Below are 17804 nucleotides of genomic sequence, written 5' to 3'. Positions count from 1 at the left end.
CGAACACCTGCATGCACCGAAAATCCACCGACGAACACCTGCCCGCCCTAACCCCTTCCCCGCCCTGCACCCCGAACCCAGCTTGGGTTACCATACCGCCCTTGCGCAACGCCCATCCCCTAAGCCAAGCCCTCGCTTGCTCGACTCGACACCAACAGGTCATCCATGCGTCTGTTTCATACCTCCGACTGGCACCTGGGCCAAAGCCTGCACGGCCAGGAACGCGACTTCGAACACGCCTGCTTCCTCGACTGGCTGCTCGGCCAGCTGCGCCTGCGCCAACCCGATGCGCTGTTGATCGCCGGCGATATCTTCGACACGGTCAACCCGCCGGTCAAAGCCCAGGAACGCCTCTACGACTTCATCGTCCAGGCCCACGAACAACAGCCCAAGCTGGACATCGTGATGATCGCCGGCAACCACGATTCCGGCTCGCGCATCGAGCTGCCCGCCGCGCTGATGCGCCGCCTGCGCACCCATGCCCTGGGCCGTGTGCACTGGCTGGACGAGGGCCAGCTGGACGCCGAGCGCCTGCTGATTCCGCTGACCAACGGCCGTGGCAAGGTCGCAGCCTGGTGCCTGGCCCTGCCCTTCCTGCGACCGGCCGAGGTGACCGGCCCGCAACTGGGTGACGACTACCTGCAAGGCATCACCCAGGTGCACCAACAGCTGATCGCCGCCGCGCAGAAAAAACGCAAGAAGGACCAGGCGCTGATCGCCATCAGCCACGCGCACATGGCCGGTGGTGCGGTGTCGGAGGACTCCGAGCGTAGCCTGATCATCGGCAACGCCGAGGCGCTGCCGGCCAAGCTGTTCGACAAGGCCATCAGCTACGTCGCCCTGGGCCACCTGCACAAGCCGCAGAAGGTCAACCGCGAAGAACGCATCCGCTACAGCGGCTCGCCGATCCCGCTGTCGTTCGCCGAAATCAACTACCCGCACCAGGTGCTGGAAGTGGAGCTGGACGGCACCGGCCTGGTCAGCGTCGAACCGCGCCCGGTACCGCGCGCCGTAGCCCTGCAACGGGTCGGCCCGGCGCCATTGGGCGAACTGCTGGAACAGCTGGCCGACCTGCCAGTGATCGACCTGCTCGAAGACCCCAACCGCCAGCCCTGGCTGGAAGTGCGGGTGATACTGGACGAGCCGCAACCCGACCTGCGCCAGCAAATCGAAACCGCACTGGAAGGCAAGGCTGTGCGCCTGATCCGCATCAGCGCCGAATACGCCGGCCGCAACAACGCCGAAGACGATGACCTGGCCTTTGTCGAACTGGCCCAGATGACCCCGCAAGACCTGTTCAGCCGCGCCTGGGAGCAGGCCTATGGCAACCCCGCCGACGAACAGGCGCTGGCCGACTTCGCCCTGCTGTTGCAGGACGTGCAGCAGGAAGAGGAACAGCCATGAAGATTCTCGCCATCCGCCTGAAAAACCTGGCATCCCTGGCCGGCCCGGTCGACATCGACTTCACCGTCGAGCCCCTGGCCAGCGCCGGCCTGTTCGCCATCACCGGGCCCACCGGTGCCGGCAAGAGTACCCTACTCGATGCCCTGTGCCTGGCGCTGTTCGGCACCGTGCCACGGCTGAACGACATTGGCCGTGAAGCCAAGGTGCCGGACGCCGACGGTGAAATCCCCACCTCCGACCCGCGCAACCTGCTGCGCCGCGGCACCGGCAGCGGCTTTGCCGAAGTCGATTTCGTCGGCATCGATGGCCGCCGCTACCGTGCCCGCTGGGAAGCCAACCGCGCCCGCGACAAGGCCAACGGCAAGCTGCAGCACAGCCGCCAGAGCCTCTACGACCTGGACAGCGAGCAGGTGCTGGGCAGCGGCAAGAACGAATACAAGCAGCTGGTCGAAGCTCGCCTGGGCCTGAATTTCGAACAGTTCACCCGCGCGGTGATGTTGGCCCAGAGCGAGTTCGGCGCCTTCCTCAAGGCCGACGACAAAGAGCGCAGCGAGCTGCTGGAAAAGCTCACCAACACCGCCATCTACACCCGCCTGGGCCAGCGCGCCTTCAGCAAGGCCCGCGAAGCCGGCGAGGCCCACAATGCCCTGAAGGACCGTGCCAGCCACCTGCTGCCGATGGCCACCGAAGCCCGCGCCGAGCTCGACCAGCGCCTGGAGCAGGCGCAGCAGCAGTTCAAGGCCGACCAGGCTGGCGAGCGCCAGCTGGAACAGCAACGCAACTGGCTGAACGAGCAGCGCCAACTGCAGGCCCAGCACGCCGAAGCCGGCATAGCGCTGCAGGCCGCCGAACAGGACTGGCAACAACTGGCTGACCAGCGACTGGACCTCGTGCGCCTGGAGCGCCTGGCCCCGCAGCGTCACCAGTTCCACCGCCAACAGACACTGACCGCGCAACTGGCACCGGTGGCAGCGAAGATCGCCGAGCAACAGCAGCAGCAAGCCGAACTGCAGGTGCGTACCAGCGAACTCGAACAGGCGCTGGACGCCGCGCGTCAGGCGCTTGCCGATAGCCAGGCCCGACACAGCGAAAACGCCCCTCGTCTGCGCCAGGCCTTTGCCGCCCAGGACAACCTGGCCCGCCTGGACCAGGAGCTGGCAGCGCAGCGCAGCGCCAGCCAACAGGCCGAGCAGCAGGTTGCCGAGGGCCAGCAGCACCTGCAGCAGCTGGAGGACAACCAGCAGCGCAGCCAGCAGCAACTGGCACAGATCGACACCGCGCTCGCCGACAGCCAGCACCTGGCGGGCCTGGCCAATGCCTGGCACGCCTACCTGCCACAACTGAAGCAGGTGATGCTGATCGGTGGCCGCCTGGCCAAGGGCCGTGAAGAACTGCCCGGCCTGCAGGCCCAGGCCAGCCAGGCCAATGCGCACTTGCAGGCAGAGCGCGATGCCTTCGAGTTGCTGTTCCGCGAGGCCAAGGCCGAACCCCAGGCCCTGGCAGAACAGATCGACTTGCTGGGTGGCATGCTGCAGGACAACCGCAAGCAGCAGCGCGCCGTGGAAGAACTGTCACGCCTGCATGGCCGTGAACTGGAGCTGCGCCAGCAGCTGGAGGCCGTGCGCGAGCGGCAGCAGCAGGCCATGCAGCAACGCCAGCAGCTGATTACCGAAGGCACCGCCGCCAAAGCCGAGCTGGAAGCCGCCGAACAAGCGCTCAACCTCACCCGCCAGTTGCTGGAGCGCCAGCGCCTGGCACGCAATACCAGCGTCGAAGAGTTGCGCGGCCAATTGCGCGACGGCGAACCCTGCCCGGTATGCGGCAGCGCCGAGCACCCGTTCCACCAGCCTGAAGCGCTGCTGCAAAGCCTGGGTCGCCATGACCAGGCCGAGGAAGACGCTGCGCAGAAACAGGTCGAAACCCTCAACGGCAAGCTGGTGGAGCTGCGCACCCAGCTGGGTGTGGTCAACGCCCAGCTCAAGGACTACCAGCAGCAACAGCAGCACCTGGGCGAACAGCTGCAACCGCTGGTGGCCCAGGTGCAGGCGCACAGCCTGTGGCCCGCTCTCGCCCCGCAGGACGACAAGGCCCGCAGTATCTGGCTCGACAGCCAGCTGCGGCGCCTGGACGAGGAAATCGGCCAGGACGAGAAACGCCAGAGCGCCCTGCTCGCCCTGCAAAAAGATGCAGCCCGTCTCAACCAGCAACTGCAGGCCGCCCAGCAGGCGCAACAGCAGGCCCAGCGCCACCTGGAGCAACAGCACCAGGCCCTGGCCAGCGACGAGCAGCAATTGCAGCAAAGCCTTGAAGACCTGGCAGGCGTGTTGCCCGAAGAGGCCCTCAAGGCCTTGAACGACGACCCGGCCAATGCCTTCCTCGCCCTGGACCAGCAGATCGCGCAGCGCCTGCAGCAACTGGAGCAGCGCAAGGACGAACAGGAAGAACAGCAAGCCCGCCAGGCCCAGCTGGACAAGCTGCGCGACCAGCAACAGGCGCGCGTGCAGACCCTGCAGCAGTTGCAGCAGAAGCTTGCCGCCCTCGACGAGCAGCGCCAACAGGCCCAGGCTTCGCTCAGCGAACTGCTGGGCGAGCACGCCAGCGCCGAAGCCTGGCAACAGCACATGGACGCCGCGCTGGAGCAGGCCCGCGCCCTCGATGCCGACACTGCCCAGCGCCTGCAGGACCTGCGCACCCAAGGCGTGCAACTGGCCAGCGAACTCAGGGCCAACACCCAGCAGCAACAGGCGCTGGACGCCGAATGCCAGCAGTTGCAGGGTCAGATCGCCCAGTGGCGCGGTGAACACCCGGAACTGGACGACGCTGGCCTGGATCGCCTGCTGGCCATGGATGACACGCAGGTCAATGAACTGCGCCAGCGCCTGCAAGGCGCCGAAAAAGCCATCGAACAGGGCCGCGTGCTGCTGCAGGAACGTGAACAACGCCTGCAGCAACATGCCGCGCAAATGACCGTGGACACCTCGGCCGACGCCTTGGAACAGGCCCTGAGCGAACTGCGCGAACGCCTGGCCGGCCACGAGCAGCAATGCGCCGAACTGCGTGCACAGCAGGCCGATGACCAGCGTCGCCAACAGGCGCACCAGGCGCTGGCAGCGGAAATCGAGCAGGCCCATCAGCAGTGGCAACGCTGGGCTCGCCTGAACGCCCTGATCGGTTCGGCCTCGGGCGATGTGTTCCGCAAGATCGCACAGGGCTACAACCTCGACTTGCTGCTGCACCACGCCAACGCCCAACTGCGCCAGCTGGCCCGCCGCTACCGCCTCAAGCGCGGCGGCAGCGCCCTCGGCCTGCTGGTGCTGGACACCGAGATGGGCGACGAGCTGCGTTCGGTGCACTCGCTGTCGGGCGGGGAAACCTTCCTGGTGTCACTGGCCCTGGCCTTGGGCCTGGCCTCGATGGCCTCCAGCACGCTGCGCATCGAATCGCTGTTCATCGACGAAGGCTTCGGCAGCCTCGACCCCGAGTCGCTGCAACTGGCCATGGATGCCCTCGACGGCTTGCAGGCCCAGGGCCGCAAGGTAGCGGTGATTTCCCACGTGCAGGAAATGCACGAACGCATCCCGGTACAGATCCAGGTGCGCCGCCAAGGCAACGGCCTGAGTGACGTGGAGGTGTGCGGGTGATCCTCTACTCGTTCCGCCGCTGCCCCTGGGCCATGCGCGCGCGCCTGGCCCTGCGCTATGCAGGGTGCGAGGTGGAAATTCGCGAGGTGGCGATGAAGAACAAGCCGGCAGAACTGCTGGCCTTGTCGCCCAAAGGAACGGTGCCGGTCCTGGATACCGGTGCCGAGGTACTCGAAGAGAGCCTGGACATCATGCGCTGGGCGCTGGCACAAAACGATCCGCAGGACTGGCGGCTGCAGGCCGACCCTGGGGCCGCGCAGCAGGCTGAAACACTGATTGCGCGCAACGACAGCACGTTCAAGGCGCAGGTGAACCTGTACAAGTATGCCGAGCGCTACCCGGCGCATACCCGCGAGCATTACCGCCAGCAGGCCGAGGCCTGGCTGGCGGAGCTCGAAGGCCTGCTGGCAGGCAGGCCCTACTTGCTGGCCACACACCCGAGCATTGCCGATGCCGCGTTGCTGCCCCTGATGCGCCAGTTTGCCGGGGTCGAACCGCAGTGGTTCGCCGAGGCGGCTTATCCGCGGGTGCGGAGCTGGTTGGAGGGCTGGTTGGCTTCGGACCTGTTCAAGGCAGTGATGGCCAAGTAAACAACTATCAGTACACGGCCCCCTGTGGGAGCGGGCGTGCCCGCGAAGCAGACAGCGCGGTGCATGGCACCGGCTTTGCCGGTGTTCGCGGGCACGCCCGCTCCCACAGGGCCCGTGCCAGGCTTGAGTCAGTGGTGGTGCTTGCCACTCAAGGCCGCATGGAAATTGGCACTCTGGCGCAGGTACTGCTCGGTGTAGCTATGGGTAGCGGACGCCTTGCCGCTGCTGTCAGCGTGGGCATGCGTCGGCAATACCACCGAAGCGGAAATGGCGGATGCGGCAATAACCGGGAAGAGATTGAAGTTCATCTGGGCTGACCTCGACGGCGGTGGTTTGACGTTGGCCCGTTTGGGCCTTGGGTCAAACTTACGCCGCCGAAGCCGCAGGCAAAAATTCATTGCGGCAGTATCGATTATCACGCCGATCGATATCACTCGATGAACTTCAGGTCCGACGGTGCATCCTGCTTCAGCGTCTGCACCGTCTCCAACAGCTTGCCGCTGCGCGGATCGCGGCGTATCACCACGATCTGGTTGCTCTTCTGGTTGGCCACCAGCAGGAAGTTGTCACTCGGGTCGAGGGCGAACTCGCGGGGATGATCACCTTCCACCGAACGGCGCTGCAGGAACGTCAGTTGGCCGTCCTGCCTGCCCACGCTGAACGCCACGATCTCGTTGGCCGTGCCGCGGTTGCTCACATACAGGAAGCGCCCGTCTGCCGACAGGTGCAAGCCACCCGCCGCTTTCGCCGCGGCGTCCTGGCGCTCGGTCAGGGGCAGGCGCTGGCGTTCGACCAGGTTGCCCTCCTGCACATCGAACATTACCACTTCGGCGGTCATCTCCAGGGTCAGGTAGGCGTGCCGGCCCTTGGCGTCGAACAGCAGGTGGCGTGGCCCGCTGCCCGGCGGCAAGTCCACCGACGCGGGGATCGCCGGCGTCAGCGGGTGGTCGGCGCTGGCGCCATCGTAGCGGTAGATGAACACCTTGTCGGCACCCAGGTCGCTGGCATACAGGTGCCGACCGTCCGGTGACAGCACCAGCGAATGCACGTGGGCACCGGACTGGCGCTCGGGGTTGATCCCGCTCGCCTTGTGCCGTGCCTGTTGCACCACCGGCTTGAGCTTGCCGTCCTTGGCCACCGGGACCACCACCAGGCTGCCACCGGGGTCGGGCTTGACCGCATAGTTGGCCACGAACAGATAACGCTGGTCACGGCTGAGGCTGGCGTGGGTCGGCTCGTCACCTTGGCTGGCCACTTGGTTGAGGGGCTTGATTTCGCCTTTTGCACTGACGCCGAAACTGCTGGCATGGCCGTTCGGGGTTTCATTGACCGCGAACAGCTGGCGCTGATCGGCCGACAACACCAGCCACGAAGGGCTGACACTCTTCACCACTTGCTGCGGCGCAGGGTCGATATGGCCGGTCTTTTCGTCGAACTGATAGCGGTAGATGCCCTGGCTGGCGCCATCGGTGTAACTGCCCACCAGCAAGGTGGCGGCATGGGCGTGGAGAGTCACGCTCATCAGGCTAGCGGTCAGCAGGCTCGTCCAGATCCGGTTCATCTTCGTCATCATCCGGGGCGCGAAAGGCACTCATACAGACTAGCCGATGCTCGCCGTTGGCATCGTCGAGTTGCCACTCATCACCCACGGCAATGGCAGCAACGATCTGCTCGGGGGTGAAGGACCAACGGCGGAGCTGGCGGCCGTCCATGCATTCGATGGTGAGGCCGGATTCGTCGGAGGTGAAGTCGAAGGCGTGCAGACCGTCGATCAGGAGCATGTCGCAGGACTGCAGGGCGGTGGCGAGGGGGGACATGGGGGTACCAATCAGAAATGAGTTGGCATTATAACCCTGGGGCTGCTTAGCAGCCCATTCGCAGCACAAGGCTGCTCCTACAGGGGCCGCGAACCTTCTGTAGGAGCAGCCTTGTGCTGCGAATGGGCCGCACAGCGGCCCCCTGCGATCAATGAGCGAAAATGGAGCCCCCTTCCTTGCCCACCATCTTCTCCGGCTTGATCAGGAACCGCGCCAGCGCCGGCAGCAGCCACAGCGCACCGAACATGTTCCACAGCAGCATGAAGGTCAGCATCAGCCCCATGTCCGCCTGGAACTTGATCGCAGAGAAGATCCAGGTGCACACGCCAATGGCCAGGCACAACCCGGTGAACAGTACCGCCTTGCCGGTCGAGCGCAGGGTCTCGTAATAAGCCTCCTGCAACGGCAACCCGGCGCGCAGGAAACTTTCCAGCCGGCTGTAGATGTAGATGCCATAGTCCACGCCAATGCCCACACCCAGCGCCACCACCGGCAAAGTCGCCACCTTGACCCCGATGCCCATGTAGGCCATCAGCGCGTTACCCAGCACCGAGGTCAGCACCAGCGGCAGGACGATGCACAGGGTGGCAGCGAACGAGCGGAAGGTAATCAGGCACATCACCGCCACGCAGATGTACACCAGGATCAGGATGGTCAGCTCGGCCGACTTGATCACCTCGTTGGTTGCCGCCTCGATCCCGGCGTTGCCCGCCGCCAGCAGGAACTGCAGGCCTTCCTTGTTGTGGCTGTCGGCAAACGCCTTGGCCACGGCGGTGACCCGCTCCAGGGTTTCGGCCTTGTGGTCGTTGAGGAACACCAGCACCGGCGCCAGCGAGCAGTCACCGTTGTACAGGCCATCGGCGCGGGCGATGGAGTTGTTGAGGATGTCCGGGTTGCGCGACAGGGTTTCCCATTTCAGGCTGCCCTCGTTCATGCCCTTGATCACCTGCTTGGACACGGTCACCAGGGAAATGGCCGACTGCACGCCCGGGGTGTTCTGCATGGTCCACATCAGCTCGTCGATCGGCGCCATGGTCGAGTGGATCGAACAGCTTTCCGGCGGGGTCTTGACCATGATCACCAGCACGTCGGAACTGGTCGAGTAGTTGCTGATGATGAAGTTGTTGTCCTGGTTGTAGCGCGAGTCGGGGCGCAGCTCCGGCGCGCCCTGGTCGAGGTCGCCGATCTTCAGGTTCTGGCTGTACCACAGGCCACCGGCGAAGGCGACCAGCGCCAGTGCCACCGACACCGGTGCCACCTTGGCACTGGCGAAGTTCGACAGCAGGCGCCAGAACGGGTGCTCGCGGGTGGCGTCCTGCTTGCTGCGCTCGACGGCCTTCTTGCTGATGCCGACGTAGGAGATGGCTACCGGCAGCAGGATAAGGTTGGTGAACACGATCACCGCCACACCGATGGAAGCGCCGATGGCCAGTTCACGGATCACCCCGATGTCGATGATCAGCAGGGTGATGAAGCCCACGGCGTCGGCGAGGATGGCGATCATCCCCGGCAGGAACAGCTGGCGGAACGTGCGCCGCGCGGCGGTCAGGGCGTTGTCGGCATCACTCGACTGCAGGGCGATACCGTTGATCTTCTGCACCCCGTGGGAAATGCCGATGGCGAAGATCAGGAACGGCACCAGCATCGAGTACGGGTCCAGGCCAAAGCCCACGGCATGCATCAGGCCCAGCTGCCAGACCACTGCCACCAGGGTGGTGATGAGCACGGCGATGGTGCTGCGGATGCACCAGGTGAACCAGTACAACAGCACCCAGGTGATGGCCAGGGCGACGCCGAAGAACATCGCCACCATCACCAGCCCGTCGATCAGGTCACCGACCTTCTTGGCGAAGCCGACGATGTGAACCTTCACGTTGGGGTTCTGCGCCTGGAACTTGTCGCGGATCTTTTCTTCCAGCTGGTGCGAGAACTGCTGGTAGTCCAGCTTCACCTGCTTGCCCGGGTCCTGCGGGTCGGGGTAGCTCTCCAACAGAGGCACATCGACGATGCTGGACTTGAAGTTGTTGCCCACCAGGCGCCCCACCTGGCCTGACTTGAGCACGTTGTCGCGCAGGGTGTCGAGGCTGTCCTGCGAGCCGTTGTAGGTGTTGGGGATCACCTCGCCACCAGAGAAGCCTTCTTCGGTGACCTCGCTCCAGCGCACGCTGGGGCTCCACAGCGACTTCAGCCCGGCACGGTCGACGCCGGGGATGTAGAACACTTCGTCATGGACCTGCCGCAGGGTCTCCATGTAGTCCTTGTCGAAGATGTCGCCGTTGACCGCCTCCACCGAGATGCGCACGGTGTTGCCGAGGTTGGCCAGGTCGTTGCGGTGCTCCATCATCTGCTCGATGAACGGGTGCTGCAGCGGGATCATCTTTTCGAAGCTGGTGGACGGGCGGATCTGCGTGGCCTGCCAGAACAGGAAGATGCTGACCAGTACGCACAGGGCGATGACCACGGGGCGGTTGTTGAAGATCAGGCGTTCGAGCAGCGTGGCCTTGTCCTGGTGATGCGGGTGCATGGTGATGCTCTCCCTGCTGGTCATGGACGCACCTCCTGGTCAGCACCCTGCGGGTCAGCCAAGTGCACGCCGCCCTGCCCTACCAGCAGCAGGCCGCCATTGGCCAGGCCGCTGACGCCGGCCAGGGCAATACGGTCGGCGCGGTTGTAGACACTAAAGGTCTGGCCATCATCGGTACTGCGCAGCACGCTGCCGCCATTGCCGACCAGCACCAGGCTGCCATCCTCGACAAGCGTAGCGCCTGCCAGGCCGAATTCGAGGGTGCCGCGTGCAGCCTTGAGTTCGATCGGCTGCCAGCTGTCACCGAAGTCGGTGGAACGGAACAGGTTGCCGCGCAGGCCGTAGGCCAGCAGCGTGCGTGGCTGGGCAGTGCCGATCACGCCGAACAGCGAGCCCTCGTAGGGGCCCTCGACCTTGGCCCAGGTCTGGCCGTTGTCGGCGGAGCGGAACATGCCGCCCTGCTCGCCGACAATGAACAGGCCGGCATCGCGCACCTGGGCGATACCGTTCAGGTGTAGCTGGTCGGGATTGTCCAGGCGCTCGGCCACATCCTGCCAGTGCTGGCCACCGTCGGTGGTTTCCAGCAAGGCGCCGTAGGCACCCACGGCAAAGCCGTGCCGGGCGTCGAGGAAGGTGATATCGAGCAAGGGCGCTTCACGGGCAAGGTCTTCGAACTGCTTGCTCCAGGTGGCACCGCCGTCACTGCTGGTGAGGATCTGCGCGTCATGGCCGACGGCCCAGCCGCGCTTGTCGTCGAGGAAGAACACCGCGGTGAGCAGTTGCCGGGTAGGCACCCGGGCCTGGGTCCAGGTGCTGCCTTGATCATCGGAGAACAGGATATGACCGCGATCGCCTACCACCACCAGGCGCTTGCCGGCATGAGCGGTATCGATCAGCAGGCTTTGGCTGGCCTTGGTCGATTCGGTGGAGTATTCGTCGGCGGCAGCGGCTTGCACGCTGTCAGCCCACACGCCAAGCCCCAGCGCCAGCACCGCGCCGGCTGCCAGTGGCCAGGCGAAGCGCCTGTTCCGTTCCCTCATGACTGTCCCCCTGTTGTGTTCTTATTTGGTGGGTCAATGCATTGCAGATACTGCGAAAAGCCTGATCTAGAGGCCTGCAATAGCCTGAGGGGATCGTAGCGGGGATGTTTGCGGGAATACAACGGGCGGGGTGTTATGTTTTGTTATCGGCCTTGTAAAGCTGGGGCCGCTGTGCGGCCCTTCGCGGGCACGCCCGCGAAGGGCTGCACAGCAGCCCCAGTTTCTACCAGGCTTAAGCCAGGCTCTTGCTCACAACCTCATACACATCACTGGACAGCTCACCAGAAGCCAGAATCCGCTCCAGCTCGCCCTTCATCAGGGCCTGACGCGCAGCGTCATACTTGCGCCAGCGGGTCAGCGGTGCCAGTTGCCGCGAGGCGATCTGCGGGTTCAGTGCATTCAGCTCGATCACCAAGTCGGCCAGGAAGCGGTAGCCCGAGCCATCCGCCGCATGGAAGTTGACCAGGTTCTGTCCGGCAAAGGCGCCAATCAGCGCACGGACCTTGTTCGGGTTCTTCAGGGTGAACGCCGGGTGCTGCATCAGCGCCTTGACCCGCGCCAGCCCGCCCGGCAGCGCGCTGGCCGCCTGCACGCTGAACCACTGGTCCATGACCAGCGGGTTGTCCTTGAAGTGCTCGGCAAAGGCTTCCAGGGCCTTGGCCCGCTCGGCCTCGAACGGCGAGTTGACCAGCACGGCCAGGGCGGTAAGGCGCTCGGTCATGTTGTCGCAGTGTTCGAACTGCTCCAGGGTCGCCTGCAGCACCTGCGGCTTGCCGCTCTGCATCAGGTACGACAGCGCGATGTTCTGCAGGCTGCGGCGGGCGAAGTGCTCGGCCGAGGCCACGTAGGCGGTGCTGCGCGACACTTCGCGGTTGGCCTGGTAGCGCGCCCACAGGGCGTCGAACAGCTGCTCGGCGATCTGCTGGCGGGCGAACTCGCGGGCGGCGTGGATGGCGTCCACGTCGGCCACCTGGCTGATCTCGGTCAGGTAGGCTTCGCCTGGCAGCGAGAGCATTTCGGCAACCATGGCCGGGTCCAGCGACTCGTTACCGAGCACAGTGCCCAGGGCAGTGATCAGGCGCTGGTCGAGCTTCAGTGCTTCGCCACGCTGATGCTGGCCAATCAGCTCCTGCAGCACCTGCACCGACAACTGCTGCCCCGCCTCCCAGCGGTTGAAGCCGTCGCTGTCGTGCTGCATCAGGAACATCAGCTGGTCGCGGTCATAGGGGAAGCTCAGCTTGACCGGTGCGCTGAAGCCACGCAGCAGCGACGGCAGCGGCTTGGCCTGGATGCCCTGGAAGGTGAAAGTCTGCTCGGCTTCGGTCACCGACAGCACGCGGCTAGAGCCCTGCGCCGTCGCTTCACCGGCCAGTTGCAGCGGCAGGTCGTTGCCTGCGGCGTCCAGCAGGCCCAGCTCCACCGGGATCACGAACGGCAGTTTTTCGGCCTTGTCCGGAGTCTGCGGGCAGCTCTGGCGGAAGGTCAGGCTGTAAGTCTGTGCGGCCGCGTCATAGGCCTCGCTGACTTCCAGGCGCGGGGTGCCGGCCTGGTTGTACCAGCGCTTGAACTGGGTGAAGTCGACGCCGTTGGCGTCTTCCATGGCCTTGATGAAATCGTCGGTGGTCACCGCCTGGCCATCGTGGCGTTCGAAGTACAGGTCACTGCCCTTGCGGAAGCCATCGGCACCCAGCAGGGTACGAACCATGCGCACCACTTCGGCGCCCTTCTCGTACACGGTCAGGGTGTAGAAGTTGGAGATCTCGATGAAGCTGTCAGGGCGTACCGGGTGGGCCATGGGGCCAGCGTCTTCGGCGAACTGGTGAGTACGCAGGTAGGCCACGTCTTCGATGCGCTTGACCGTACGCGAGTTCATGTCGGCGCTGAACTCGGCGTCGCGGAACACCGTGAAGCCTTCTTTCAGCGACAGCTGGAACCAGTCACGGCAGGTGACACGGTTGCCCGACCAGTTGTGGAAGTACTCGTGGGCGACCACGCCTTCGACGCGCTGGTGGGCGGCATCGGTGGCCGTTTCGGCACGGGCCAGCACACAGCTGGAGTTGAAGATGTTCAGGCCCTTGTTTTCCATGGCGCCCATGTTGAAGTCGTTGACCGCGACGATCATGAAAATGTCCAGGTCGTACTCGCGACCATAGACTTCTTCGTCCCAGCGCATGGACTTCTTCAGGCTGACCATGGCGTGGTCACACTTGTCGATGTTCTCGGGCTCGACGTAGATGCGCAGGGTCACGTCACGGCCGGACTGGCGGGTGAAGCTGTCTTCGACGCACCACAGGTCACCGGCCACCAGCGCGAACAGGTAGGCCGGTTTCATGAACGGGTCTTCCCAGGTGGCCCAGTGGCGGCCATCTTCGGCCGGCCCGCTGCCGACCGGGTTGCCGTTCGACAGCAATACCGGGTAGCGATGCTGCTCGGCGATCACCGTGGTGGTGAAGGTGCTCATCACGTCCGGGCGATCGAGGTAATAGGTGATCTTGCGGAAGCCCTCGGCCTCGCACTGGGTGCAGAACATCTTGCCCGACTTGTACAGGCCTTCCAGCGCGGTGTTGCTTTCGGGGTGGATCTTCACGCTGGTGTCGAGTGTGAAACGCTCGGCCTTGGGGTGCACGGTAAGGCTGTCGACGTCCAGCTGATAGTCAGCCGCGTTTAGTTCCTGGTCATCCAGCGAAGCGCGCAGCAGCTCCAGCTGCTGACCGTCGAGCACCAGTGGCGGCAGGCCGGCACCGCGTGCCGGGTTGCGGCGCATGACCAGTTGCGCGTGAACCAGGGTGTGGTCCTCGAACAGCTCGAAGGTCAGGTGCGTCTCGTCGATCAGGTACTCGGGCGCCTGGTAATCCTTGAGGTAGATCACTTGCGGTTGTTCGGTACGCATGTAGAGGTCCTTTTACTGGAGCACGGCCAGCTGGTAGGCCGTGTACTTGCGAATATTGATCACACCGGTGTCGAAGATCAGGTACTGGCCCTTGATGCCCAGCAGCGTGCCTTCCACTACCGGGTCCTTGTCGAGGTTGAAGCTGACGATCTTTTTCGGGTAGGCCTCGACCGGGTATTTCATCTGCACCACTTCGGCGTCGCGCAGCGGCTGGATCGCCTGCAGGCCAAAGCGGCCTTGCAGTTCGCGCAGGCCATCGGCGCAGGCATCGAAGACCTGTTCACGAATGGCAACCAGGTCGAGTTCCTCGGCGTCGCCCTTGAGCAGGGTGCGCCAGTTGGTGCGGTCCGGCACCTGGCTGCGCAGCAAGTCTTCGACCAGGCCGGACTGCTGGCGGGTGGCCACGCGCACGATCGGCAGGGCCTGGCTGGCACCCTGGTCGAGCCAGCGGGTGGGCAGCTGGGTGGCGCGCGTGATACCGACCTTGATCCCCGACGAGTTGGCCAGGTAGACCACGTGATCGGTCATGCAGAACTGTTCGCCCCACGACGGTTCGCGGCAGGTGCCGGCGTCGTAGTGGCACTTTTCCGGGGCCATGATGCACACGTCGCACTGGGCCAGCCTGGTCATGCACGGGTAGCAGTAACCCTGGCTGAAGCTGGTCTTGGTGCGCTTGCCGCAATGGCTGCAGTGAATGGCGCCGAGGTATTCCAGGCGCAGGCGCTGGCCGATCAGCGGGTTGACCGGCACCTGCGTGTCATCCAGGCGGAAGCTGTACTGCACCACTGGCGCCTGCAGGCTTACCGCCATCTTGCTCAACGAGCCACGAGCGAGTTCGATCAATGTACCGAGTCCGACTTGAACAGAATGTTGGCGATCGGTGCAGACTTCGACGCGCATTCCTGTGGGCCCATGTAGCCGGTGCGCTGGTCTTCGGGCAGGTTTTTCATTTCCCAGGCGATTACCGCCTGCAGCGACAGCTCTTTCTGCTCGGCGGTGAGCTTGCGGCCATCCGACCATTTGCCGATTTCCACGGCAAGCTTCAGGCTCTCGTAGATTTCCGGGGTGATGTTTTCAATCATTTGCGCGAAAGTGGACATAGAGTCTCCTGATTCAAGCCGACAGTTTACGCCGGGCCAGCGCCCCACCCAAGAGCCCGGTCAGGCATCCGATGAGCAGCCCGCCGACGTGGGCGGCGTTGGCAATCTGGCCAAGGCCCAGGGTGTCGATCACGCCGGTCAGGCACACCACCAGCCAGATCAGCATCATCACCAGCACGCCCTTGGGCAGGTCGAAGTAACGGTTGGGCGCCAGCCACTGGTACAGCCAGATGTGCCCGAGCAGGCCGTACAGCACGCCGGACAAGCCACCGAACAGGCTCGGCCCGCTGGTGTAGTGCTGGGCCAGGTTGGACACCAGGCTGAACAGCACGGTCAGGCCCAGCAGCGCCCACGGGCCCTGGCGCAGCTCGATACGTTTGCCCAGTTCCCAGTACCACAGGCTGTTCATGGCAAGGTGCAGCACGCCGAAGTGCAGCAGCATGGGCGACACCAGGCGCCACCACTGGCCTTCGTCCAGGCTTTGCGCCAGCGGGCTGAAGTACAGGTAGTCGCCCTGGACGCGGAAGTCGAGGAAGGTGAACCAACTGATGGTGGTGAAGTTGTCGCCCAAGCCCGTAAGGCCGGCGACGATGAAACACAACAGCAGGATTATGGTGGTGACTTTGCAAGCGCGGGCCTGTTCCGCCAGGGAGGGCCCTTTCGCGGGCAAGCCCGCTCCCACAGGGTCGGCGGTGGCTGGCAGGTCGGCGTTGCCGTCGGGGTAGCGTTGGTAGAGTTCGCGGACGTCTGCAGCCAGGGTATCGGGGGCCCAGAGTACTTGTACCTCACCCTCCTCGCTGACCCGGTGCGGCACCTGCAGACGCTGCAGCAGTTGGACGAAGCCGCTGAGGTCGACCGACAGCGGCAGGCGCATCACTTCGATAACGTTCATTGGTTGGCCTGTGGGCGGTCGACGTCGACCCAGACGAACTTGTGCGGGTCGATGCGGGTTTCATCATCCAGGCGGTAGGCAGCCAGCTTGCCGTAAAGCACGGCGCTGTAGTCCAGGCAGGCCAGGTTGGCGCGGATCGGCGCCGGGCGGCCGCTGCGCCAGTAGTGGCCGACGAACAGCATGGGCTCGTCTTCGGCATAGCGCAGCAAGGCGTTCTTCTGGCTGTGGCTGAGCGGGGTGCTGGCCACTTCCGCGGGCAGGGCGTCGGGCTGGAACACGATGTCGCCATAGGTTTGCGGGTCTTCTTCCCAGAACTTGGTGCGGAAGAAGGCGCGGGTCAGGCCGTCGCCGCCGGTCAGGGTCAGGCCGTCCGGCAGGCGCATGTCGGTGCCGCGCAGCAGGCGGTTGCACACGGTGGCGGCAAAGCTGCTGCTCACCGCCGAGGCCTGGATGAAGTGCTCGTCGATGCGCCCGTCGGGGTACTGCTGGCGCAGCGGCTCGATCAGCCGCGGGTCCCAGCAGGCATGCACCAGGCGGAAGCGCCCTGCGTCGACGAACAGTGGCAATTCGTAGAACCAGTTGACGAAGTCGTGCCAGTCAGCGGGATGGTTGGCGAATTGGGTCAGGGTCTCGTCGATCAGCCGGGCGTGGCGCGGCGTATGTTCGCGCACAAAGGCCTTGCCGCTGCCGGGCAATGCCGGGGTGACCCAGCCCAGGGCGTTGTACTCGTGGTTGCCCATGATGCAGAACGCCTGGCCGGCCTCGACCATGTCGTGCACGATGTGCAGCGCCTCGCGAATGCGTGGCCCGCGGTCGACGATGTCGCCAAGGAACAGCGCCTGGCGCCGCGGGTGGCGCCAAACGCCGGCCACACGCTTGTAACCGAGGGCGTCGAGCAGGCGTTCAAGGGTCAGCGCACAACCGTGCACGTCACCAATGATGTCGAAACTTCGCGCCGGATCGAGCATCAGTCGTCCCTGCTTCCCAGGCGGCTGCCCCAGCCGAGCTTGGTGCGGCAGACCTCGTAGTAATTGTGATCCAGCGGGTGGATCAGACGCAGTTTCTGCGGTTTCTTACTCACCGTGATGGTGTCGCCGGGGGCGCAGGTGAAGTGGTTCTGGCCGTCACAGGATACTTGCGGGTAGATCTGCAGGTCCTTGGACACCACGATCTTCAGCTCGCTGTTGCCGTCGACCACGATCGGCCGGCCAGACAAGGTGTGCGGGTACATCGGCACGATGACGATGGCGTCGAGCTTGGGGTGCATGATCGGGCCGCCAGCCGACAGTGCGTAGGCGGTGGAGCCGGTGGGGGTGGCGACGATCAGGCCGTCGGCCTTCTGGCTGCAGACGAACTGGCCATCGATGTAGATCTCGAACTCGATCATGCGCGTGGACTTGCCCGGGTGCAGCACCACGTCGTTCAGCGCATCACCCTGGCCAATGGCTTCGTTATGGCGGCGCACCTCGGCCTGCAGCAGGAAGCGGTTTTCCACCAGGTAGTGGCCGTCGAGCACTTCGGCAACCTTCTCTTCCAGCTCGTCGGGGCGGATGTCGGTGAGGAAGCCCAGGTTGCCACGGTTGATGCCCAGCACCGGAATGTTGTGCCGGGCCAGGGCGCGGGCGGCGCCCAGCAGGCTGCCGTCGCCGCCGACCACGATGACCAGGTCACAGACCTCGCCCAGCAGCTTGCGGGTGGAGGTTTGCAGGCCGTGGCCGGGCAGCACTTCGGCGATGGTGTCCTCGAGGATCACGTGCAGGTGGCGCTCGAGGAGGAATTTTTTCAGTCGGCGAATGGTGTCGAGCACCTGGGAGCTGCCAAGGCGGCCGATGATACCGATATTGCGAAATTGCTCCATGGGGCTCCTGCGAGGCTCTGCGGCGGGTGACTATGCCGCGATTATGGG

At 64.7% G+C, this 17804-nt stretch carries 14 protein-coding genes; 3 read left to right on the top strand and 11 right to left on the bottom strand.

What is annotated here, in order from left to right; genetic code table 11:
• Nucleotides 1-165: 165 nt before the first annotated feature.
• The 3 genes from A4C63_RS17720 to A4C63_RS17710 are packed head-to-tail and all read left to right on the top strand — an operon-like array spanning nt 166 to nt 5635.
• A complete protein-coding gene (locus tag A4C63_RS17720; protein WP_063913831.1) occupies nt 166-1404 on the top strand; it encodes an exonuclease SbcCD subunit D C-terminal domain-containing protein in 1239 nt (412 codons plus the stop codon).
• Complete coding sequence (locus tag A4C63_RS17715) at nt 1401-5045, top strand: AAA family ATPase (RefSeq protein ID WP_063913830.1); 3645 nt, start codon at nt 1401-1403, stop codon at nt 5043-5045. The genes A4C63_RS17720 and A4C63_RS17715 overlap by 4 nt, the downstream gene beginning before the upstream one ends.
• A complete protein-coding gene (locus A4C63_RS17710; RefSeq protein WP_063913829.1) occupies nt 5042-5635 on the top strand; it encodes a glutathione S-transferase in 594 nt (197 codons plus the stop codon). The genes A4C63_RS17715 and A4C63_RS17710 overlap by 4 nt, the downstream gene beginning before the upstream one ends.
• A gap of 128 nt (nt 5636-5763) precedes the next feature.
• Here A4C63_RS17710 and A4C63_RS17705 read toward each other — a convergent pair whose 3' ends face one another.
• The 11 genes from A4C63_RS17705 to A4C63_RS17655 form a co-directional block, all read right to left on the bottom strand.
• On the bottom strand, nt 5764-5943 hold the full coding sequence (locus tag A4C63_RS17705; protein WP_063913828.1) for a hypothetical protein: 180 nt from the start codon (nt 5941-5943) through the stop codon (nt 5764-5766).
• A 122-nt stretch (nt 5944-6065) separates the two neighbouring features.
• Nucleotides 6066-7196 (bottom strand): lactonase family protein, encoded by a 1131-nt coding sequence (locus A4C63_RS17700; protein ID WP_256202952.1) that lies wholly within the window; start codon nt 7194-7196, stop codon nt 6066-6068.
• Nucleotides 7162-7452, bottom strand: a complete 291-nt coding sequence (locus tag A4C63_RS17695; RefSeq protein WP_063913826.1) for a DUF5629 family protein — start codon at nt 7450-7452, stop codon at nt 7162-7164. Before A4C63_RS17695 ends, A4C63_RS17700 begins: the two co-directional genes overlap by 35 nt.
• A 148-nt stretch (nt 7453-7600) precedes the next feature.
• Nucleotides 7601-9976, bottom strand: coding sequence for an RND family transporter (locus A4C63_RS17690; protein WP_063914079.1), 2376 nt, complete (start codon nt 9974-9976; stop codon nt 7601-7603).
• 20 nt (nt 9977-9996) lie between these two features.
• A complete protein-coding gene (locus tag A4C63_RS17685) occupies nt 9997-11016 on the bottom strand; it encodes a YCF48-related protein (protein ID WP_063913825.1) in 1020 nt (339 codons plus the stop codon).
• A gap of 232 nt (nt 11017-11248) precedes the next feature.
• On the bottom strand, nt 11249-13906 hold the full coding sequence (gene pepN, locus A4C63_RS17680) for an aminopeptidase N (RefSeq protein WP_063913824.1): 2658 nt from the start codon (nt 13904-13906) through the stop codon (nt 11249-11251).
• Nucleotides 13907-13918: 12 nt separating this feature from the next.
• Nucleotides 13919-14749, bottom strand: a complete 831-nt coding sequence (locus A4C63_RS17675) for a DUF2797 domain-containing protein (protein ID WP_063913823.1) — start codon at nt 14747-14749, stop codon at nt 13919-13921.
• Entirely contained in the window at nt 14746-15006 is a 261-nt protein-coding gene (locus A4C63_RS17670; RefSeq protein WP_003260154.1) for a YeaC family protein, read from the bottom strand. Before A4C63_RS17670 ends, A4C63_RS17675 begins: the two co-directional genes overlap by 4 nt.
• A gap of 13 nt (nt 15007-15019) precedes the next feature.
• Nucleotides 15020-15898: a rhomboid family intramembrane serine protease gene (locus tag A4C63_RS17665; protein ID WP_063913822.1), complete on the bottom strand. Its 879-nt coding sequence runs from the start codon at nt 15896-15898 to the stop codon at nt 15020-15022.
• Nucleotides 15895-16866 carry a metallophosphoesterase gene (locus A4C63_RS17660; RefSeq protein ID WP_063913821.1) on the bottom strand — a complete coding sequence of 324 codons (972 nt, stop codon included), beginning with the start codon at nt 16864-16866 and terminating at the stop codon, nt 15895-15897. Before A4C63_RS17660 ends, A4C63_RS17665 begins: the two co-directional genes overlap by 4 nt.
• A complete protein-coding gene (locus A4C63_RS17655; protein ID WP_025338255.1) occupies nt 16866-17756 on the bottom strand; it encodes an NAD(+) kinase in 891 nt (296 codons plus the stop codon). Before A4C63_RS17655 ends, A4C63_RS17660 begins: the two co-directional genes overlap by 1 nt.
• Nucleotides 17757-17804 lie beyond the last annotated feature (48 nt).

The sequence above is a fragment of the Pseudomonas sp. p21 genome (assembly GCF_001642705.1).
Classification (GTDB): Bacteria; Pseudomonadota; Gammaproteobacteria; order Pseudomonadales; family Pseudomonadaceae; genus Aquipseudomonas.
This window is presented reverse-complemented; position numbering and strand designations above follow the sequence as displayed.

Coding starts and splice junctions, on each gene's coding strand:
- A4C63_RS17720 (WP_063913831.1), top strand. CDS start 166: ATGCGTCTGTTTCATACCTCCGACTGGCACCTGGGCCAAAGCCTGCAC.
- A4C63_RS17715 (WP_063913830.1), top strand. CDS start 1,401: ATGAAGATTCTCGCCATCCGCCTGAAAAACCTGGCATCCCTGGCCGGC.
- A4C63_RS17705 (WP_063913828.1), bottom strand. CDS start 5,943: ATGAACTTCAATCTCTTCCCGGTTATTGCCGCATCCGCCATTTCCGCT.
- A4C63_RS17700 (WP_256202952.1), bottom strand. CDS start 7,196: ATGAACCGGATCTGGACGAGCCTGCTGACCGCTAGCCTGATGAGCGTG.
- A4C63_RS17695 (WP_063913826.1), bottom strand. CDS start 7,452: ATGTCCCCCCTCGCCACCGCCCTGCAGTCCTGCGACATGCTCCTGATC.
- A4C63_RS17690 (WP_063914079.1), bottom strand. CDS start 9,976: ATGCACCCGCATCACCAGGACAAGGCCACGCTGCTCGAACGCCTGATC.
- A4C63_RS17685 (WP_063913825.1), bottom strand. CDS start 11,016: ATGAGGGAACGGAACAGGCGCTTCGCCTGGCCACTGGCAGCCGGCGCG.
- pepN (WP_063913824.1), bottom strand. CDS start 13,906: ATGCGTACCGAACAACCGCAAGTGATCTACCTCAAGGATTACCAGGCG.
- A4C63_RS17670 (WP_003260154.1), bottom strand. CDS start 15,006: ATGTCCACTTTCGCGCAAATGATTGAAAACATCACCCCGGAAATCTAC.
- A4C63_RS17665 (WP_063913822.1), bottom strand. CDS start 15,898: ATGAACGTTATCGAAGTGATGCGCCTGCCGCTGTCGGTCGACCTCAGC.
- A4C63_RS17660 (WP_063913821.1), bottom strand. CDS start 16,866: ATGCTCGATCCGGCGCGAAGTTTCGACATCATTGGTGACGTGCACGGT.
- A4C63_RS17655 (WP_025338255.1), bottom strand. CDS start 17,756: ATGGAGCAATTTCGCAATATCGGTATCATCGGCCGCCTTGGCAGCTCC.